Annotated in this window: 3 protein-coding genes and 1 pseudogene; all 4 read right to left on the reverse strand. The window is 65.6% G+C overall.

All coding sequences use genetic code 11. From position 1 onward, the window contains the following. On the reverse strand, nucleotides 1-1,086 hold a 1,086-nt coding region (locus U1738_RS20205; protein WP_332790833.1), incomplete at its 3' end, for a recombinase family protein. Between the two features lie 3 nt (nucleotides 1,087-1,089). Continuing rightward, nucleotides 1,090-1,647, reverse strand: a complete 558-nt coding sequence (locus U1738_RS20210; RefSeq protein ID WP_332790831.1) for a recombinase family protein — start codon at nucleotides 1,645-1,647, stop codon at nucleotides 1,090-1,092. Next, a pseudogene (locus U1738_RS20215) lies at nucleotides 1,644-2,141 on the reverse strand (DUF2924 domain-containing protein). Before U1738_RS20215 ends, U1738_RS20210 begins: the two are co-directional and overlap by 4 nt. After that, nucleotides 2,096-2,617, reverse strand: a complete 522-nt coding sequence (locus U1738_RS20220) for a DUF3489 domain-containing protein (RefSeq protein WP_332790832.1) — start codon at nucleotides 2,615-2,617, stop codon at nucleotides 2,096-2,098. Before U1738_RS20220 ends, U1738_RS20215 begins: the two are co-directional and overlap by 46 nt. Nucleotides 2,618-2,754 lie beyond the last annotated feature (137 nt).

The following is a 2,754-nucleotide window of genomic DNA, read 5'->3' on the forward strand; positions in this document are numbered from 1 at the left end:
GACCGGCAGATCAGCGGTAAACGCCAATCGCTTGGCATCGATTGCCGCGATTTGGCGACCAGCCAGCGCGTCATCGACGATGGCCGGCGCGAGGAACGCCAGCCGGACGACGCGAGTGATGTAGGATTTGACCACCCCCTCGGCCTTGGCCAGTTCGCGAACGGTAACCTCGCCGCGCTGAAGATGCGCCCACCATTTGTGCGCCTTGACCAGCAGCTTGATCATCGACGCGTCGGGCAGGGCGGCGGCGATGCCGCGGCCGTCGTTCTGCACGAGCCGCAGCCGGTGACCGGTCCGCGTCATCCTGACCGGGCAGGTGAGGGTGATGATGGTATCAGCGTCGGCGGGCATCGGTACAGACAGGTGTTGCGCTACCGCCGCAGTTAGCATTTCAATCCTGACCTCAGTCGGATGCACGACGACGCTGGCGATGATCCCACGCAGGATTTGGGGATCGCGCTGTCGGATCGTCGCGGCGGTGGCGCGCGCGGTGCTGAAGATGCGGTCAATGTCTGGTAGCTCGAGCGGGATACCAGCCTGCGCCATCAGCGCCATCGGATCGTCGAACGCTGCCGCCAGCGCTTCGATCGTCGCGGTCTCGATCTCGCGCGCCGGGATGCGCAGCCCTTTAGCGTCGCTCATTCCGTGGTGCGCTGACTGGCTAACGTAATAGCGATAGCGCACCTTGCCGTTATCGCCACCGTTCGGGACCGCCTTACAGGCATGCGCCGCGATCAGCTTCTCGCCGGTATCATCGACGATCAGTCCGGCGAGCAGGCTGCCGCTCGCGGTGTTCGACCTGCGCCGCAGGCCCGGCACATGCCCGGCAAGCAGGGTCTGGGTGGCATCCCAGATCTGTCGGTCGAGGATGGCTTTGTGCAGCCCCTTGTGACGCTGATCACGATGCGGGATCTCGCCGATAAAGATTGGGTTTTTGAGGATGGCGTAGATCTGCCCCCGGCTGAACGGGATCCCGCCAAAGGCACGGCCATTGGCCATCTGGCGCACCGGCGTGTAAATCCGCTCAGCAGTCAGCCGGTCGACCAGCAAGCGGACATTGCCGATATCGAGATAGCGCTGGAAGATACCCTACACGAGTGCCGCATGCTCTTCGACGATCTCGAGCGTGCGGCCATTAGGCTTGTAGCCAAGCGGCGGGAGACCACCCATCCACATGCCCTTGGCCTTGGAGGCGGCGATCTTGTCGCGGATCCGCTCGGCGGTCACCTCGCGCTCGAACTGTGCGAACGACAGCAGCATGTTGAGCGTACGTCGTCCCATGCTGGTGGTGGTGTTGAACGACTGGGTGATCGACACGAACGACACTCCGGCCTTGTCGAAGATCTCGACCAGCTTCGAGAAGTCGAACAACGAGCGGGTTAAGCGGTCGACCTTGTAGACGACGATAATATCGACCTTGCCGGTGGCGATGTCACCGAGCAGGCGCTGAAGGGCAGGGCGTTCCAGCGTTCCACCCGACACGCCGCCATCGTCATAGATATCGGGGAGAGCGTTCCAGCCTTCGCTGGCCTGTGACAGCACATAGGCGGCACACGCCTCGCGCTGCGCATCGAGCGAGTTGAACGCTTGCTCCAACCCCTCGTCGCTCGACTTGCGGGTGTAGATCGCACAGCGTACCCGGTTCATGCCGCGGCCTTTCGGGTGGCCGCGATCGTGCCACCGGCTTGCGATCTCTTTCTGCTCTTCAACCCGAAGAAGGCCGGCCCCGACCAGCGCGTACCGGTGATCGCGCGCGCGACCTCGGACAGCGAGTTCCACACCGCCCCGTTCCAGCGGATCGCGCCGTCCTCGCCGACCTCTACGATGTGGGCCACCCCGTTCTACTCGCGGATCAGCCGGGTGCCCGGGCGTACCGCCTGGGTCACGGTCTTGGCGGCGCCGAGCTGCGCAAGCCGCTGCTGGCTGATCCGCGACAGCCCGCCTAGCGCGCGCGCTTGCAGTTCATAGCCCAGCGCCATCCGCAACGGGCTTGGGCTGATCAGCGGCACCGGTGCGCCCTTCAGCGCGCGCCATTCGTCGCGCAGCCGCGCCGACGACATCGTCAGCGCGGCTAGCTTTTCCTCGATGCTCGTGATCACGCCGCCACGCCCACGACACGGTAGCAGGTGTGGTCGCCCCACTTCGACTTCTCGAGCACATGGCCTTTCTTGCGCAGGCCGGTCAGCGCCGCTCGCGTCGTGTGCGGCAGCCAGCCGGTGGCCGCGATCAGGTCGGCCAGCGTCGCGCCCTGCTCGCGGCCCAGCAGCGCCAGGACGGCGCTGGCCTTGGTGACGCGGGGTGTGTCTGGCGCGGCGGGGTAGGCGGCGGCGGCCCCGCCAGCCTCACTGCCGCTATCGTCGTTGGCGATACCGATCGCGGCGGTGCCGGCGTTCGTGATGTAAAGGCCGAAGGTGATATCGCCATCGACACGGTGAGCGGCGAACTTATCGCTGGTCTCGCGCTCTTCTGCGAGGCCGCGCTTCAGCAATCCCGCGATCGCCTTGGTCAGGCGGGCGCCGGCACCACTCACAGTTTCCGGGGCTGGCAGCAGGCTACCGGTGTCGCGCTGCGCGGCGGCGGACAAGAGGATGCTCTCGAGATCGGTCAGTTTTGTCATGGTGGTGGGTCCTCGTTCAAGGCGAGCGGCACGCTTGCCGCTCCCACCATCCACAGCCCCGTCGATCTCGCATCGGCGGGGCGGGCGGCCTCATTCCCGGCCGCGATTCAGTAGGCACACGTTTGCTCTGGTTGCAG

The organism is Parasphingomonas caseinilytica, assembly GCF_036663755.1.
Taxonomy (GTDB): domain Bacteria; phylum Pseudomonadota; class Alphaproteobacteria; order Sphingomonadales; family Sphingomonadaceae; genus Sphingomonas.